This window comes from Candidatus Uabimicrobium helgolandensis (assembly GCF_041508025.1).
GTDB classification, from domain to species: Bacteria; Planctomycetota; Uabimicrobiia; order Uabimicrobiales; family Uabimicrobiaceae; genus Uabimicrobium; species Uabimicrobium helgolandensis.
Map to the genome: position 1 here is coordinate 4,076,126 of NZ_CP165719.1, position 17,289 is coordinate 4,093,414.

The following is a 17,289-nucleotide window of genomic DNA, read 5'->3' on the forward strand; positions in this document are numbered from 1 at the left end:
AACATACATTTTTCACAGATTAACAAAAAACGCTATATAAGTAAACTCAAAACCATATGAGTGTATAAGAAAGTAGGAGAAAACAATGGATTGGGAATACAACGAAGTACAAAATGAACATTCACTAATGTCCGGTGGTAGCAAGATTGCTGCTATACAGATAAAAGCCATGGAAAATAGTGAAAAGTTCAAAGTAAAAACTATTATTGATATAGTTTACTACGGTTACAAAAAACAGCTTCTCATGGAAAAGAAAAGCAAAGATTGGATTTGTCATCGCAAAAAAGTCCGGAAAAGCGATCTTGACCGCTATGTAAATGTGAAAAAAACAGTGGTAAAAAAGTTTATTGAGTCGCGGGAAAAAGAAGCGTGAATTTATTTGCCAAACAGCAATATCTCGAAGAAAAATTTAATGACTTGCATTTCGAATTTTACGAAGAGATTGATTCTACTAATGAAAAATGTAAAGAGTTATGCCGTAAAAAATATATTGATAAGTGGGTAATAATTGCAAATTCGCAAACCAAAGGCCGCGGAAGATACGGTCGAACATGGGATTCCCAAGCTAAAAATATTTATATTTCCTTTGCTACTGCTAATGCTTTTGTTCACGATATTGTTACTCTCAACTTTTATCTAGGTGTAGTATTGTACAGAACATTAATAGATGTTTTTCCTGAGATACAAACTCATTTAACATTAAAATGGCCCAATGATTTGTATTTTAACGATAAGAAGCTTGGTGGCATACTCATTGAAAATGTTGACAATGAGCTCAAGTGGATTGTTGTTGGGATGGGAATCAATGTTTACTCGGGAGAAAATGAAATTCCAAACACAGCAACTTCCTTACAAATGCAAGAAATAAAAGATGACAATGTACGAGTTAGGATAATTGAACGTTTGCTACATAATGTATACCTGACAAATAGAGAAGAAGATTATCGTGAATTGTTTTGGGAATATTGCCGCAAGACTCAATACAATGTTTATAGGTACACAAAACACAATGAAATTCATGCTGGTATTGCTCAAAAACTACATGCAGACGGTAGTATGACTATTCGCGATACAAAAGGTCAGCAAATACATTTACAAATATGATAAGGATAATAATTATGTTTAAGAAGTTTTTTTCTGGTTTTTTCTTTTCTATACTCTCTGTAGTACTTATTTGTGTTCTCTTTGTAAGCATAATGCTAAATGTAGTTTTGCTTGGTTCTTCAGCAATGCAGAACGCAAGTACGCTAGACAACGAAAAACATTTTTCAGAAGAAAAGCTAGAAGGCAACAACAAAGATCTAAAAATACTGGTTGTTTCTGTTGAAGGTATGATTAGTGATAGTGGCCCAGATTCATACATTGTGAAATCAAAGTACATAGAAAAAGTATTTGAGCAAGCAGCAAAAGATAAAAACATTCGCGGAGTTATTTTGAATATAAATTCTCCAGGGGGAACAATTACTGCTACAGATAAAATGTACAATACCATCGCCAAATACAAGAGCAAGATGAATGTACCTGTTATTGCTTATTTTGATAGTGTAGCTGCATCAGGTGGTTACTATATGGCAATGGCGTGCGACAAAATTATATCTCATGCTACCACAATTACCGGAAGCATTGGTGTTATTATGTCTTTTTATCAAGCGCAGGAACTACTAGAAAACAAACTAGGTATTGAGTCTGTTGTTATTAAGTCAGGTGAACATAAAGATATCGGATCGTCTTCGCGAAAAACTACTGATAGTGAACGCGAGATACTAAATAGTATCTTGCAAGAAATGTACAGCACCTTCCTAGAAAAAGTACGTGCAGGAAGAAGCGAACTAAAGGATATGCCAGAAGATGAATTGAAAAAAATAGCTGATGGTAGAATTTATACGGGAAAACAAGCTCTAGCACATAAATTAGTAGATGAATTAGGATATTTTTCCGACGCACAAGATGTTATTTGTGAATTGTCAGGATTAAAGCGCAAAGAGGTATCTTTTGTTGAATACAAGAAAAATAGCAATGCATTTCTTGATTTGTTAAAAGCAGAGTCTAGCGTACAAGGTTCTCTTCAAAATATGATAAGAAAAGAATTTACTGCTAATTTTTATTACCTGTGGCGCCCGTAGTAATAAATATCTTGACCGTAGGTATATTATCGTTAAGTGTGGTGTGGGGTTGTTTTGTGCCTTCGCAAATAATTGTAAAATTTATCTAGAATCGAACATATGACAAAGAAAATTTTATTTTTAGATATTGATGGGGTTTTAAATTTTGAGAGTATGCAGCCAATAATGGATTGCTTCAGTGCTCCTAATGCTGGATTTCATGGTATACATATGATTGATCCGCAAAAAGTTGAAATTTTGAATTTGATTGTTAGTAGAAGTGAATGCGAAGTCGTTGTTTGCTCTACTTGGCGCCAGAAATTTAATTTAGTTGAATTAAATGAGATGTTGACTAATCGCGGTTTCAATGGAATTGTGAGAGACACAACTACTCTGCCTTTCCAAAAAGAAGGAATTTGGTCTAAAAAAGGAGATGAAGTTGGAGTGTGGTTGAAGTCAAACTTTGACATTAGCGCATTTGTAATTATAGATGATGATGATGAATTTTCTCTTTTTAGAAATTTTCATGTGAAAACTGATTTTAGAGTTGGGTTAACAAACAAAGATGCGGAAAAAGCGATCTCTATTTTGACTCGATAAAACAGCCTTTAGTGTAAACGAGTAACCAAAAAATCATTTTTGATAATATCTCAAGTTGAACAATATATTACTTGTATTGCAAAATTTGGTCACCTAACCACTTTATTGTAAATGAAGGGCTCCAAACAATGTAATTTTTTATTCTGTGTAGATGATTTTCAATTGGTTTTTTTTCTGCTAATAACAACAATATATTTCGTAAATGTTCTTCTAAACTGTTTTTTGTAACAGGAAGTGTATTTAAAAACTTTTGCGCACGACTACGTTCATTTACTGCAACAAGACATAGTCCATATGTGAGTTTTTTCGAAAGCTCTATTTCGTAATCGATACTCTTTCGAAGAAAAGGTAGGGCTTTGCGATATTGTTGTTGTTCATAAAGTTGTACTCCTTTAAAATAAAGAGCATGAGCATTATTAGGAGATAGTGATAACAATTCACTAAAATAACTAAAGGCTTTGTTTTTATCTATTTGTAAACAATATTGTCCATAAAACTGTAATAATACCGGATCTTTAGATAGATATTTTAGTCCTTTTTTAATCTCGGCAAGCGCTTCGTGGTATGTGTATATTGCAGTTGTTTTAGCGGCTGCAGCGTTCAATGTTTTTTCGCGAAAAAGCTTGCTAATGTTTTCATAACCTTCGTAATTTTTTGAGCTGTACTTGACAATTAACTTCATCCATTTGTCTATATTTTCAGAGTCTTGCATGAAAATACTGTGATGATATCCGCGATACAAATGATCTTCTGTTTTTGCTTTTTTTGTAGCGTAAGGAAGGAAGCGAACTATAAGCTCGCGGTGATTTTTTTGTAATAAATGATTATAATGTTGCCATTGTTTTTCAAAATTTACAATAGAATTTTGCAATAAATAAATAATGCTTTTTTTCGCATTTTTTGTTTGTCCGGTACTCCATTGACACATCATAAGTATAAATCGCGCTGAAAAATGATTTGGCGTTGTTTGCAATATTTTTTTCGCAAGTAGTTGTGCTTGTTGCCATTTTTTTTGTGCAATATTAGCAACAGCTCTGTGAAAATCGAACGAAGTTTTGCTACTTTGATTTTGGTAATAAGAGCTGTCTTTTTGCAAAATAGAGTAGTTTTGATTGCGCAGTAGCATATTTAAATGCTTTATCTTGTTTACGTGATTCGTTTTTCTATATTTGGGCACTTCTAACACTTTTTGAATGTAATGTTCCCAGTCATGTAATACTACTATATGTCCTGAAGTATTTAGAAAAATGACATCTAATTGTGAGTCGCTATCAATATCGACAATAAGTGGTTTTTGTATTAGCCCTAGGGCGTTATTATGCCTAATTATTGTACCATTATCACCGCTAGTAACAACAAAACTGTGGTAAGGGGAAGTGCTTACAATGTCATTAATGCCATCGTTATTGTAGTCTCCAATTGTTTTCATCAAACCACTATGAATTTTATGTCGCAACCACTTGACATTCCCTTGTTGTAAGTCAATACAAATGAGCCTGTAATCTTTGGTTTTAGCGACAAGCTCTACATTTCCATCGCGATCAAAGTCTTCTATTATGTAAGGCGCATGTAAACTCGCACAAGCATAACGCCGGCTCCAGTATAAATGACCGTTGCTCTTTAGACAGTTAAGTGTTCCAGCAATTCCACCAACAATAATTTCGTTTTTACCATCCTGGTCAATGTCCACGAGTAAAATGTCTGAAGCTTCTGCATGTTGGACAATAGATGTTTTCCACCTCACGCGCCCGTTAATAGCGTTAAAACATACCACATAACTGTCATTGTCCTGCATTTGCATGCCATTAGTTACGATAAGCTCTTGTTGTTTGTCGCCATCTAAATCTGCGAGAAGAGGGCTCGCAAAGATACGCTCTACTTTTTGATGCCATACTAACGTACCTTGGTAATTGAAACAGTATATGTCTCCACTGTAGGCAGATAAAACAATAATATCGTAAGTACCATCAGCTTTAAAATTTGTAAGTAGGGCTTTGTGGTGTCTTGATAGTTTTTTATTTGCGGAAAATCGTTTTTTTATCGCACCATTTTTTTCGACAATAACCACTTCTTTGTTGCTTAAGACAATAATAGATTTTTCCATTACGGTAATGCCAAGTGAGGAATTACTTATTTTGCTTTCCCACAATATCTCGTGGTTTTTTCCATTGAAACAATAAAGAACGCCATCTTTAGTACTTGCTACTAATTCTTTGATATTGTCATTTGTAATATCGCTGATAGTTTCAACGTTATCAAAAATATACTTGGAAATAGTATTTATATTTGCGAGGTTATGGTATCTATAACAGTATAAGTCGGTGTCAGACAAGCACAATATTTCTTGATAACCGTCGTTATCTATATCTACAGATACACACTTTCTTAAAGTGGTAGAAATAGTAAAATGGCAACGATTCTCTCCTCTATGGTCAAGTACCCAAACATTCTTTGTGTCGTAGACAATTACTTCAATAAGTCCATCAAAATCAAGATCAGCGGTAAATATTTTCAGGGCCGCAATAGGTTTTTTCCATATAACGCTTTTTGTCCTTGAATCTAAGCAATATAATTTATCGGTGATAACTAGAAGCTCTTGTTTCCCGTCTTGATTTAAATCTGCCCAAATAGGTAAAGTCGTGAGAGGTGAAGTATTTTGCCATGACCAAACGATTTTCTTGTTAAAAATATTATGTAAGCGCAATCCTTTTTCCATAGAGTATGTAGCGACTACATCTTTCTTTGAACTTGCAAAAATTTTGGGCGGATTTTGGGAATGCTCTCTAAACCAAAGAGAAGTACTTCCAGACAATAAATCAATGGACATAATAGCATTGGTCTTGTTTTCAACGAACAGAGCCATATTGGGTGATATTTGATGTACAGTGTTACTTAGGCGCGGTGTATTATACCCTATGCGCCATACAATGCTGTTATTGTGTATATCATGGCACTCTATACCTTTGTAGCTTGAAAATGTAATAATTTCTTTACGCTGATCATTATTCACATCTTTGGTAATAAAACTGTAGCCCCACCAGTTGAGCTTTTGAAATAACATGCTATGACTTTTACCATCTATTACCTTAAAATCGTAATGATGGCTGTAGATAATTTCAGGTATACCATCGCCGTTAATATCATCACTTATCACCTTACCCACTGAAAAAGAATTATTTCCTTGTACTTTCCAAATACGCTGTTGCTCTTTTATATTGTAAGATACTACGGAGGCATTTTTGGCGGTGTAAACAACCTCACTGTTGCCATCACCGTCATTATCGGTAATTACCATTGTATCAGATAGTGGTTGCTCAAATAATTGCGTTTCCCATACCTTCATTGCTTTAGGTTCAATAAACAAATTAGATTCAGTATCTCTCTCGACATTGATTTTTTGCTCTTCAGGAAAATAATTTTGTTTGTTGGCAATAACCCTGTAGCGACCTGTTTTTACTTTCCATTTGTAAATAGGAGCAACAACGGAAATCTTTTCATTGCTGTCAAAGTTAATTAAGTCAACGTTTAAACTTGAAAGACTAGAAGAGATTGTTAATAGACCTGTTTGCGGTTGCAATTCTTTTTCTAGGTTAATTTCTTGGTTAGGAGGAATATGAACAAAAAACTCTTGGGATTCATAGTTTGGCGCTGCTAAAGTAACTTTGTGGTAACCACTGTTAATAGATGTTCCGCTGCGAAATGATATTTTATCATCTATTTTTATATTTGCTGTTAAAGGTTCGAGTTGCTGTTGGGAGTTTTTTACCACTGTGCGCAGATTTAAAACGCCAGGAGCTAAAAAAAGTTTATATGTTAAAACAAGCACGCAAATAAACAAGCTGGCGATAATAGTTGACAAAACTTTGTTGCGAGCTGCAATTTGTGAAAATCTAGCGATGTGACCCACAGGCTTAGCTTTAATAGTTTGCCCATTTGTGTAGCGTTCAATGTCTAGCTGTAAAGCTTTTGCATTTACGTAGCGATCTTTCGCATTTTTTTGTAAACACTTTAGACAAATAGTGTTGATGTCGTTGGGTAGATCTTTAATTAGTTTTTTGGGAGGAACTGGATCTTGTGAAGTAATAGCATTAAAAATCGCTTGAATGTTGTTCGCTGTAAAAGGTGTTCGACCCACAAGTATTTCATAAAGTACTATTCCTAAGCTATAAACATCTACCGGTTTTCCCACATTTTTAGAGCTATTGATTTGTTCAGGTGACATGTATGCTGGTGTCCCTATTCGTGCACCACTCATAGTTAAGTCATCACCTTTACGGATGTGTTTTGCTAGTCCAAAGTCCATCAAATACGGATTATGGTTACTGTCGACGATAATATTTCCTGGCTTTATATCGCGATGAATAATGTTCTTACTGTGTGCGAAATTTACAGCTTGTACAATCGGCAATAGGAGTTTCATAACGCGTAAAGGAGTTAATTTAAATTTACGCGCATAATCATTTAAGGGCATTCCTTCTATGTATTCCATAGTGAAATAGCAAATCTTTTGAGAATTTCCCACCTCGTAGACAGAAATAATATTAGGATGATTCAACGAAGCAGCAAGTTTTGCTTCGCGTATAAATCGTTGAACTTCGCGATCACTATTCATCGAAGGCATTACTTTCAGGGCGACGGTGCGCGACAATTTCGTATCGCGAGCTAAATAAACAATTCCCATACCACCGCGTCCTATTTCTTTTAATATCTCGTAATGAGCTATTTTAAAATCGGATTTTTGAACTACTTGCTCATTTTGGATAGCAAGAATTGGAGCTTCGCAAAGAAACTGTTGCTTTTGCATGGAAGATAATTGTTGTAAATAGCCGCGTACCTCCATACACTGTTCAACGGATAGAATTCTACGCCGCGCAAAAACGTTGATAACATCCTCAATAGACGGTGCCGATTTCTTTTGTAAGATAATATTTGCGTCATTAAGGGAGATTATTCCTTGAAGAAATAACTTTTTGATCACGACTAAAAAATCTAAAGTAATGTCCTTGCTGGGATCGGATAGATTAATTGTAGTTTTCAAAAACTGTTGATAGGTGTTTTCAATTTTGGCAGGATCTTGCTGAAGTTGTCTACCTACTATTTCCCATAAGGGTTGTTGAATATCAGCAGATGAAATATTTTTTAATATTGCTTGCACTTGTTGTGTACTGAGTATTTTGTTTTGTAAACAATACTGTAAAAATTTTTGATTTATATTATCTGACAAAGCAGGTCTCCAGATTTACGACAAATTCAGTGTAGATTTTTTAGATTAGGTGTGATAACAAATACGATTTTGATAGGAGTAGGATTGAGGTATTCTAAAATAGAAAAGAGATTGCGACCATAGGAATTACCTATGGTCGCGACTGCTATTTGTTTCTAAAAAGAAATGGTGCTTCTGCTTCATCAATTGCTTTTAAAAACTCAATGATATCGCGTATTTGGGCATCGTTTGCACCAAAGGTAGGGTGTTCAAGTCCATCGTCTGTTCTTGGTAAGAATACATCTTCTAAGTTCTCTGCACGTCCGTTGTGTCCATAAGGAGCAGTATGGCGTACACCAAGAAGTGATGGTGGATTAAATGAAACGTTTTGCCCTAGAGATGGTTGAGCATTTGCTCTTACTTCTATAGGATTACCAGGATCAAGCGTTTCGAAATTTTGATTGATGATAATAAAATTTTGTCCGTTTCCATTGAACTCTAGAGTACTTCTTGCTGGTCCAATAACCACAACATCATCATCTAATTGATTTCCACCAATATCAAACAAAGGTGTGTCCCATAAAATTTGCGATGTTGTCCACTTGTCCCCACTGTGACAATCTACACAAAAAGTTTCAAAAGCATCTCTTCCGCGAAGAACTATGGCATTGTCTAAATTGGTAGGTCGATTGAAAGTACGAATTCCCTTTTGGGCGTATATTGTCATAAGATTCAACGAATCAGAGATACCTACGCGTCCTAAGGCTTCTACTAGTGTATTTTCATCAGGACCATGATTGAAAACTTCATCGAAGTCTTCTACATCACCAGGCTGCCCTTGATCGTCAATAGCACGCTGTGCATCGGGAGTAAAACCAAAACCACCTTGAACATTACGTGCGTTGTTGTTGAAGTCTGTTACACTTCCGCGAACAGCATTCCAGTTCATAACACGGCGATCGTTTTCTGGATCAACAAATGAAAAACTTGCGTCAAGTGGAATAGTTTGTCTTGGGCCAGTACCAAATATCCAGGTAACACCATCACTAAGACCGTCTGGGTGGCAAGAAGCGCAAGAGCTCCAGTTGTCTTTGGAAGCGACATTGCGAAATCTGTGGGTATCGATATCTCGTACGTTTTGATTGAGTAAATCTTCTGCTGGTAAACCCATACCAGTGAAGAAAGCTAATTTACCCATTAAAATTTGATGTTGATCAGAACCAGCCGCAGGTAAATCAGCATTGTTAACTGTTGCAACAACTACATTTTCCTCAACGTTAATTACTGTAGTGGTTGCGTCTACATCGGCGTTTACAAATGCGCGCGTGGCATCGCTATTCATTACAATACCACTCGGAACATTTCCTACAGGAATGCGAAATGCTGCTGGTACATCGAAATTAATTTGATCACCATTAAAAAAACCTTTGGTAACAAAAGCACCTGAACGGCTTAAAAATAAAGCGGTATCAAGTTTTATCGCCATGGCAACTGTATCACCTGAAAATGCGCGGTCAAGACGAAATGCATTGTCGGCATCAAAAGGAGCTGTCGGTTCTATTTCGTTTTTAAACTTGGCATTTAAGTTAAAATGTTGATTTGCGAGCTCCGCATTTGAGCCTGTTTGAATAACGCCAATTAACGACTGAACATTTACATTGAACCTGACAGGAGGTTCGGGACTTGCAGCAATTGAAGGTAAGTAAACGTTTGTTGTACCATCGCGAAATGTCATGGTGTGGAGTTGGTTAAAGAAAGCTCCTTGTGGTGCATTTCCTTTAGCTCCTCCAGAAACTCTAAATACCGTTTGTTGAAAAGGAATACGGTTTGCTGTAAAACCAGAATCTTGTACTGGCGAAAGAGAAATAACATTAAGAATTTGGTCGTTGGATACGGTAATGAAAGCAATTCGTCCTTCTTTACCATTGTCAAAACCTTCGCGAGTGTCTTTTTGTAATCGCTCTATTTGTCGACCAAAAAAGTCGGCGACGATAAGAGTTTCATCTTCGTCAATATCATCTCCGTTGTCACTGACACCTATTGCATACGGATTTGCAAGAATAAATGGATCAATGTTCGTGCCAAAAAACTCTAGCTCAATAGTACGAATTACAGTGTTATTTCCAGTGTTGATAACCGAAATATTTCCTTCACCATAGTTCGCAACATATAATTTTTCACCACTTGGAGTAAGTGCAGTCCCGCGTGGTTCAGAACCAACATTTATCGTTGCAATAACTGCGGCAGCACCACCACCAGGAACAGCAGAAATATCAATTGCTGTTACTGTATTGTCTTGACCATTACTGACAAAAGCCCGTGTGAAGTCTTTATTGATAGAAACACTACGAGGGTCTTTTCCTACAGTAATTTCATCAACTTTTACATTTGCGTCGTTAACAACGCGAATAATTGACAAAGAACCGTTGACGTCAGAAAGGCGATCAAATGCTGTGGCTGCTTCTGCGCTATCTATTCTATTAATTGCGACGACAAAATTATCATCATTAGAGATTTGGATGGTACTGCTTTGTGAAGATTGTCCATTTATATCTATATCATCTCCACAACCCACAAAAAAAACAAAACTTAAAACATAAAAAAATATACAATATTTCATAACATCCCCTAGATTAAAAATTTCCAGGTATTATAATTTGGTTATTTAGAGCGTACCGATACTTATGTTTAAATTGTAGGAACATAAGTATCGGTACGCCTACTTATTACGAATTATAACAAATGGTTCTTCATCTTCGTCTATAGTTTTTAAAAATTCAATAATATCTTGTAACTGTGCTGCATTTGCCCCAAAGTCTGGGTGCTCAAGTCCATCTTCTGCAACAGTCAAAAATACTTCCGCCAAAGTATCAGCACGACCATGGTGCCCGTAAGGAGCAGTATGACGAACCCCTAGTAGTGAAGGAGGATTAAATGAAACATCAGATCCCAAGGATGCTTCTGCATTTGAGGTGACCTCTATTGGATTGTCAGCTTTAAAGGTATCGAAATTTTGCTGTATAATAAAAATATCGCCTCCACCAACTCCGTCATTAAATACAAGTGTACTGCGGTCGTCACCAACAACAATAACGCGATCATCTAGCTGGTTCCCTCCATCATCAAATAAAGGTCTATCCCACAGAATCTGCGAAGATGTCCATTTATCACCACCGTGACAATCTACACAAAAAGTTTCAAAAGCAGTTCGTCCGCGTGCTGCAGCTGCTAAATCAACATCAGTAGAGCGTTTAAAAGTACGAATTCCCTTTTTTACATATAGTGTCATGGTGTCGAGAGCGTCAGAAGCTCCTTGACGTTGAAGATTATTAATAAAAGTATCTTCGTCAGGCCCGTGGTTAAAAACTTCTATAAAATCTATTACTTGTCCAGGCTCGTTATTCTCGTCAACTGCCCGTAAAGCATCAGGAGTAAAGCCAAAGCCGCCTTGAACATTACGCGCATTGTTATTGAAATCGGTTACACTTCCGCGAATAGCATTCCAGTTTAGAGAGCGACGATCATTGTCAGGATCAACAAAGCTAAAGCTACCATCTAAAGGAATACTTTGTCTTGGGCCAGTACCAAATATCCAGGTAACACCATCACTAAGTCCATCAGGATGGCATGTTGCACAAGAACTCCAGTTACTATTTGATGCGATATTGCGAAAGCGGTGCGTGTCAATATCGCGCACATTATCGTCAAGTAAATCGTTTGCAGCAAGTCCCATTCCAGTATGGAAAGCAAGTTTACCAATGAGGATTTGATGTTCTGTAGTGTTTGCTAGAGGCAAGTCGGCGTTTTCTACGGTATCTAAAACACTATCATCGTCAAGGTTAATGACTGTAGTTGTCGCTGCAACTTCGGAATTTACATATGCTCTAGTTCCGTCGCTGTTCATAACAATACCATTGGGCATATTACCTACGGGAATGCGAATAGCTGGATTTTCAAAGTTTACTTCGTCGCCAATAAAAAATCCGCGCGTCACAAAAGCTCCCGAACGACTAACAAAAAGTACTTTCTCAGCGTTAATAGCCATCGCCGCAGTATCTCCTGAAAAAGCTCTGTCTAACCTAAAAACGTTGCCTTCATCAAAAGGTGGAACAGGTGCAGCTTCATTTTGAACTTTATCATTAACGTTGAAATGTTCCGCAGCTACTTCGGTATTGCTACCAAGCTCCATTACTGCAACAAGAGCTTGAGTGTTGACATCAAATTGAGTAGGAGGTTCAGGGCTTGCTGCAATAGTTGGGATATAAACCCGTGTTGTTCCGGTACGAAAAATAATTTGATTTAGTTGATTAAAAAATGCGCCTTGATTGGCATTGTTGTTTCCGGCGAAGACTGTCCCATTAAAAGCGGTACGGTCAGCGGTAAAGCCAGTATTGTCAACTGGAGAAAGTTGTACAACGGTTGTGATGATATCAGTGCCAGACTCAATAACAGCAACAAGTCCTTCTTTGCCATCATCAAACCCTTCGCGCGCATCTACGGCAAGATCTTGTCGCCCGCGTGCAAAAAAATCAGCAACTAGAACAGTTTCATCATCGTCGTCGCCATCACCATCATTGGTAATGCTAATGGCATTGGGGTTTGCTAAAATGAACGGATCTTCTGCATTACCAAAAAATTCTAACTCAATAGTGCGAATAACAGCGTTGTTTGCTGTATTTATAACTGAAACGCTGCCATCCCCATAGTTCGCTACATAAAGTTTACGACCATTTGGCGTTAGAGCTGTTCCTCTAGGTTCAGATCCAACGGCAATGTCTACAACAACAGCAGGAGGGTCAACAGTTAAATCAATTACTGATACCGTACCATCTTGACCATTACTGACAAAAGCGGTTGTGCGGTCAACATTGACTGACACGCTTCGCGGATCTTTACCTACAGTTACTTCGTTATCTTTTATATTTGCGTCATTGGCGACATCAATAATAGTAAGAGAACCATTTAGGTCAGACAAGCGATCAAAGCGTGTACCTGCTTCAGCACTATCTATTTTATTTACAGCAAATACAAACTGATCATCTTCTGAGATTTGAATAGTGCCACTTTGCGATGGAATTCCAGCTTCGACACCTTCTCCACCACCTCCACCGCCACCACCGCATCCGATGAGAGCAAGCAAAGAAAGTTGGCAAATCCATACGGTTAATTTCATACGAGAACTCCTGTTTCCATATTAATGACTCACTTAAATTTAAATATTAGTATTGCGTAGAGATTTAACACTCGCATTATTGTAGTAGTGCACTCTAAACGAGAAATCATTCCTATATAAAAAACTTTTTTTGTAGATGTTTGGTAGTCGCCTAAACATAAACAGTTATAACACATACGATAATATTCGATTATATTAATTTTCGCAAGGTTTTTATTGTACTCAACTGACAAGAGCGACCAATAATATTTGTATTATCGAGTACCATTATTTTGAATGTAGATAGAGCGTACTTGTTTTGGTGTGGATCCTTGAAAGAATCTCTTGTTATTTTTGCCTTATCTTATTTTTTTGTCCGCGTTTTTGAGGGTAGTCTTTATTGAGACAAAGGCAATAGATTTTTAAGATCAAGAGAATATTTTACTAGTGTGTCAACATTTAGGTTTTATAATGGAGACTAGCTAGTTCAATAAAAATATTTAAGGATACAATTATGCGAATCACTTTATTCATAGTAGTATTGATTGCAAGTGCTTATGCACAAAAACAACCTACGATTATAAAAAAGCAAAATGACAAAATACAATTAGTTGATGTATGTCAGCTCGATAAAACAATACTCCTTGATATCCGTTATGCTACGACAAATAACATCACAAAAACGCAAATATACAAGGTGGCGCGTTGTTTATTAGCTAGAGACGCAGCTTATGCTCTTGTTCGCGTTAATAAAAAATTAAAAGAAAAGGGACTTGTGATTAAAATTTACGATGGATACAGGCCTCATTCTTGTCAAAAGTTATTGTGGAAAGTACTTCCTGATTCGCGTTATGTGGCTAATCCCAAAAATGGAAGTCGTCACAATAGAGGTTGCGCTGTCGATTTGACTTTGTGTGATTTAAAAACAGGCAAAGAATTAAAGATGCCTACAGGATTTGATGATTTTTCGAAAAAAGCACACCGTGATAACCCTGATCTTCCGCAAGAGGAAAAAAATAACAGTGAATTGTTGCGCGAAGTTATGGAAGCAGAGGGTTTTTCTCCCATTCGTACAGAGTGGTGGCATTTTGATTACAAAGGTTGGCGTGATTACCCACTTCTTGATATACCTCTTGAAAAAGTACAGCTAAAAACAAAAGTCAAAATTAACATCAAAATGAAGAATTAAATAGGAAGTCTACATTAGGAATCAAAATGATAAAAAAATTTTTAACCAAAGATTTACTTGTGCTATCTTTGATTTTGATAATTTCATATCTTATTCTAACGATATGTGTTAGTGACAGTCCTGTTTGGGGAGATGAACCGCATTATTTGTTGATAGCTTACAGCTTAGCATTCGACTTTGACAGTAATTTGCACAATAATAGTTTTGCGCAACTCGATGAGTATTTTTTTGTACATAATTCTAAAAATATAAAATTTCATGCTACGCCGCAAACGAATTCAGATAAAATTTATTCGCGGCATGAGATCGGTTTACCGCTACTTTTGGCCCCTGTTCTTAGGCTGGCTTCAACAACGCCCTTTCCTCGAATTATAATGTTGTTGTTTATGAACTTATTGGGCTATTTAACAATAATTAATATGTATTTATTGTTGCGGCGTTATGGTAAGCAATCAGCTTTTCTTGTCTCTATTGCGGTAGGATTGTCAGCTCCAATGTATTTTTATAGTGCGCAGATTTTTTCTGACCTTGTTGCAGCACTTGTTATTCTATACAGCTATCGTAAAATTCAAGACGTAATGACTATAAATGTGGGTCATTTTCTATGGTTAGGGTTTATTCTTAGTTTTTTACCTTGGTTGCACATTAAGTATGTACCAGTAACTGTTTTTCTTTATTTGTACTATGGATGTCAAATGAAAGTACACAAGGGACAGATGTTAGCTCAATTTGCGAGAATAACAGCGGCTGCTGTAATTAGCGCTATTCTTTTATTTGTGTCTTTTTACTATCGTTTTGAGAGTTTTTTCCCACTTGCGGCGTGGAAGGGAGAAAATTATCTCGATATTAGTATAATTCCTTACAGTGTCATCGGAACGTTACTTGATACAAGCAAGGGTTTGTTTGTTTACGCGCCGTTCTATTTTTTTTCTATTACGGCTTTGGTTTTTTTGCGTTCAATACCTAATAAAATACCACTACTGTGCATATTTTTACTAACTCAGGGAATCAATCTACTTCACCCTGTGTGGTGGGGAGGATTTTGTCCGCCAGGAAGATATTCACTCGTTGCCATTTTTATTCTCGCAATTCTATTACAAGTATTTATCAATAATGCTCATAAAATAACGTGCCTAGTTGTTTATTTGAGTTTCGCTTTGTCGATTATTAACACTTGTATAATGTTGATAATGCGCAAAGAAGATGTTCCATATATGATATGGTCTTGGGGAAAATCAGAGTACACCTTAAGCCACTTTTATGATATATATTTTCTACCTAACCTAATCTTTCAACAAGGACAACAAGTGGACGCAGGAGAGATCGCGACATCGGTAGAAATATTTACGATGTTTCTATTTGTAACTGCTGTAGTAATGGTGTGTGAACGTTATAATTGGCAGAGAAATACAGAAGTGCAAACATTGGTCGATGATAGTAGAGAATCCACTTAGTCAAGAAACTATTGCGTTTTATTGATGTTTATTGTTATTATATAGATAATAGATTATAAGGACGTGTCCTTAATCAAAATTTCAAAGAAATTTTAATAACCAATTTTGGAGGCAGAGTATGTTTAAAAGCGCTCTATATTTATTTTTGGTGCTTTCAGTTACTCTTTTTGCTGACGAAGCAAATGTAAAACAAGAAATGCAACAAATCATCGAGTCACTTGATAATGGTGCTCGTTCACAAACATTACACAATGATCAGTATGTTGTGGCTCTTTTCCAACAAATCCTTGGAAAAAATCCGACAATGTATGAATTGCGAAGTATTGAAAGACTGATGAAGGGCGATCATTGTGATGATAAATGTTTCGTTCGTATTTCTCGCAGTCAGCTTTTAGCATTATTATTATGCAAAAAAGAAGGTTCTTTGACATATGCGTCAATAGAAAAAAACCTAGATACAGTTCGCAATCTTAACTTAGATGTCGTTCCTATGTGGGAACCTCGTCGCGAAGAGGAAGAAGTTGAAGTAGTAGCTGAACGCCAAAATTTCCCTGTTGAAATACATAATGAAGATTACAATGTGTATTATGGAAATTTACACGGACATACTTCTTTTTCAGATGGAAAAGGTACTCCTGACGAAGCATACACAATGGCGCGTGATGAAGCTAAAATAGATTTCTTTAGTATTTCTGATCACTCTGAAATCTTGACATTGTGGCCATGGGACAATAAATGGCAAAAGATCAAGGATACTGCTGCTAAATACAATGAAGATGGTAGATTTGTAGCACTGCACGGTTTTGAATGGTCTTCGCCTCTTCTAGGACATATCACTGTTACTCATGCAGATGATATTACTAGTTGTGTAGAAGAAATACGTGTAAAAGACATGTGTCGTTGGATCTCTAAGCATCCTGAACTTATTGCTCGTTTTAATCACCCTGGTCGTGACCACTTAGGTCTAGAGTTCGATCATTTTAAGTTACGTTCATATGCAGTAGATCAAATAGTGGGCCTAGAGATGTTCAGTAAATCAAAAGGTATCACCCATTATTTTTTCAACAAAGGTTACTCTGGTGAGAATAACTATCTAGATGACGCTAATAAAAAAGGCTGGCGTTTAGGTGTACTAGGTGGACAAGATAATCACGATAAAGACTGGGGAATGCGCAATGATTTCCTTGTCGCTGTTTGGGCGAAAGAACTTACAAGAGAAGGTATTCTTGATGCTTATCGCGCACGAAGAACATATGCCACAGAAGATCGCAACCTAAAACTGAGTTTCCGCATGAACAGTGCAGAGATGGGTTCAACTTTGCGTAGCGGTGTAAAAGATCTTGAAATTAGTCTTTCTGATGAAGATCGTGAAAACTTCAAGCGTGTAGATGTATACCGAATGGGTGAGATTATTAAAACCTATGAAGTAAAAAACAGCGCTCCAAAATTAAAATTACAGGTAGAGGCGCAGCCGACTGAGTATTATTATGTACTAGTTACTCAAGAAGACGGAGATTTGGCTCTTTCTTCACCTATCTGGATTACTGAATAGTTTTACTAACTAAATATTCAATTTGAGATTTTAGTAG

10 protein-coding genes are annotated in these 17,289 nt (G+C 36.5%); 7 read left to right on the forward strand and 3 right to left on the reverse strand.

Features of this window, described 5'->3' with window-relative positions; all coding sequences use genetic code 11:
• Nucleotides 1–85 precede the first annotated feature (85 nt).
• The 4 genes from UABHE_RS14885 to UABHE_RS14900 all read left to right on the forward strand — a co-directional run bounded on the left by UABHE_RS14885 (nt 86) and on the right by UABHE_RS14900 (nt 2,702).
• Entirely contained in the window at nt 86–373 is a 288-nt protein-coding gene (locus tag UABHE_RS14885) for a hypothetical protein (protein ID WP_372371124.1), read from the forward strand.
• Nucleotides 370–1,104 (forward strand): biotin--[acetyl-CoA-carboxylase] ligase, encoded by a 735-nt coding sequence (locus tag UABHE_RS14890; RefSeq protein ID WP_372371125.1) that lies wholly within the window; start codon nt 370–372, stop codon nt 1,102–1,104. The genes UABHE_RS14885 and UABHE_RS14890 overlap by 4 nt, the downstream gene beginning before the upstream one ends.
• Nucleotides 1,105–1,118: 14 nt before the next feature.
• A complete protein-coding gene (sppA, locus tag UABHE_RS14895; RefSeq protein WP_372371126.1) occupies nt 1,119–2,123 on the forward strand; it encodes a signal peptide peptidase SppA in 1,005 nt (334 codons plus the stop codon).
• 99 nt (nt 2,124–2,222) lie between these two features.
• Nucleotides 2,223–2,702: an HAD domain-containing protein gene (locus UABHE_RS14900; RefSeq protein ID WP_372371127.1), complete on the forward strand. Its 480-nt coding sequence runs from the start codon at nt 2,223–2,225 to the stop codon at nt 2,700–2,702.
• Between the two features lie 67 nt (nt 2,703–2,769).
• On the opposite strand, the gene UABHE_RS14905 is transcribed toward UABHE_RS14900, so the two are convergent.
• The 3 genes from UABHE_RS14905 to UABHE_RS14915 all read right to left on the reverse strand — a co-directional run bounded on the left by UABHE_RS14905 (nt 2,770) and on the right by UABHE_RS14915 (nt 13,078).
• Nucleotides 2,770–7,926 carry a protein kinase gene (locus UABHE_RS14905; RefSeq protein ID WP_372371128.1) on the reverse strand — a complete coding sequence of 1,719 codons (5,157 nt, stop codon included), beginning with the start codon at nt 7,924–7,926 and terminating at the stop codon, nt 2,770–2,772.
• A 145-nt stretch (nt 7,927–8,071) separates the two neighbouring features.
• Nucleotides 8,072–10,525 carry a hypothetical protein gene (locus tag UABHE_RS14910; RefSeq protein WP_372371129.1) on the reverse strand — a complete coding sequence of 818 codons (2,454 nt, stop codon included), beginning with the start codon at nt 10,523–10,525 and terminating at the stop codon, nt 8,072–8,074.
• Between the two features lie 99 nt (nt 10,526–10,624).
• Nucleotides 10,625–13,078, reverse strand: a complete 2,454-nt coding sequence (locus UABHE_RS14915) for a hypothetical protein (RefSeq protein ID WP_372371130.1) — start codon at nt 13,076–13,078, stop codon at nt 10,625–10,627.
• Between the two features lie 493 nt (nt 13,079–13,571).
• Between UABHE_RS14915 and ddpX the strand changes: the two genes are divergently transcribed.
• The 3 genes from ddpX to UABHE_RS14930 all read left to right on the forward strand — a co-directional run bounded on the left by ddpX (nt 13,572) and on the right by UABHE_RS14930 (nt 17,252).
• Nucleotides 13,572–14,246 carry a D-alanyl-D-alanine dipeptidase gene (ddpX, locus tag UABHE_RS14920; protein WP_372371131.1) on the forward strand — a complete coding sequence of 225 codons (675 nt, stop codon included), beginning with the start codon at nt 13,572–13,574 and terminating at the stop codon, nt 14,244–14,246.
• 26 nt (nt 14,247–14,272) lie between these two features.
• Entirely contained in the window at nt 14,273–15,700 is a 1,428-nt protein-coding gene (locus UABHE_RS14925; RefSeq protein ID WP_372371132.1) for a hypothetical protein, read from the forward strand.
• 118 nt (nt 15,701–15,818) lie between these two features.
• Nucleotides 15,819–17,252, forward strand: coding sequence for a CehA/McbA family metallohydrolase (locus UABHE_RS14930; RefSeq protein WP_372371133.1), 1,434 nt, complete (start codon nt 15,819–15,821; stop codon nt 17,250–17,252).
• The last annotated feature ends 37 nt before the right edge of the window (nt 17,253–17,289 follow it).

What these genes read in the sequence shown, in the direction of transcription:
- UABHE_RS14930 (WP_372371133.1), top strand. Translation starts at nt 15,819, where the DNA reads ATGTTTAAAAGCGCTCTATATTTATTTTTGGTGCTTTCAGTTACTCTT.
- UABHE_RS14885 (WP_372371124.1), top strand. Translation starts at nt 86, where the DNA reads ATGGATTGGGAATACAACGAAGTACAAAATGAACATTCACTAATGTCC.
- UABHE_RS14915 (WP_372371130.1), bottom strand. Translation starts at nt 13,078, where the DNA reads ATGAAATTAACCGTATGGATTTGCCAACTTTCTTTGCTTGCTCTCATC.
- UABHE_RS14910 (WP_372371129.1), bottom strand. Translation starts at nt 10,525, where the DNA reads ATGAAATATTGTATATTTTTTTATGTTTTAAGTTTTGTTTTTTTTGTG.
- sppA (WP_372371126.1), top strand. Translation starts at nt 1,119, where the DNA reads ATGTTTAAGAAGTTTTTTTCTGGTTTTTTCTTTTCTATACTCTCTGTA.
- UABHE_RS14900 (WP_372371127.1), top strand. Translation starts at nt 2,223, where the DNA reads ATGACAAAGAAAATTTTATTTTTAGATATTGATGGGGTTTTAAATTTT.
- UABHE_RS14925 (WP_372371132.1), top strand. Translation starts at nt 14,273, where the DNA reads ATGATAAAAAAATTTTTAACCAAAGATTTACTTGTGCTATCTTTGATT.
- ddpX (WP_372371131.1), top strand. Translation starts at nt 13,572, where the DNA reads ATGCGAATCACTTTATTCATAGTAGTATTGATTGCAAGTGCTTATGCA.